The organism is Paenibacillus terrae, assembly GCF_005217525.1.
Classification (GTDB): domain Bacteria; phylum Bacillota; class Bacilli; order Paenibacillales; family Paenibacillaceae; genus Paenibacillus; species Paenibacillus terrae_C.
In genome coordinates, this window is sequence record NZ_PNXQ01000005.1 from 2096 (window position 1) to 2570 (window position 475).

Genomic DNA, 475 nt, shown 5'->3' on the forward strand with positions numbered 1-475 from the left:
AACTGGTGGCTTAAACCAATTTCTTTGCTTGGATAATGAAAGATAATTAAGGGTGTCCTTTTGCCCTTTTAGTATTCTCCCACGTCTGTAATGGTAAATGGCGAGCTGATACATGTAACAATAATAATAGGTCATTTGTTTAACATCCTCAGACTCCTGTAACCTCTTTATTCGCTCTGAGTATTTGTCAATGATAGAGTCTACATCAAAATTATACTTATTAGCAGCTTCTAGTATGGTTATGAGTCCAGAACTTACTTCTTCAGGGTGATTTTCAAGGAAAGCAATATACTCAGGAAGGATATCTCTATTTCCCAATAGTAAATCTAAAGTATACGAGTTGGCTTTAGCCCACAAACGGAATTGCTCTACATCTGCTTCTCCTTCTAAATCAAGCCCTTTAAACCAGCTTAAATCTGCATAGCCCTCAAGCTCTGCCTTTGCCTCCTTAATATATCCTTTCTTTTGTAAAGCT

Annotated in this window: 1 pseudogene; it reads right to left on the reverse strand. The window is 37.1% G+C overall.

The window, feature by feature from the left end:
* A pseudogene (locus tag C1I60_RS24670) lies at positions 1-475 on the reverse strand (DNA-binding protein); the annotation flags it as partial.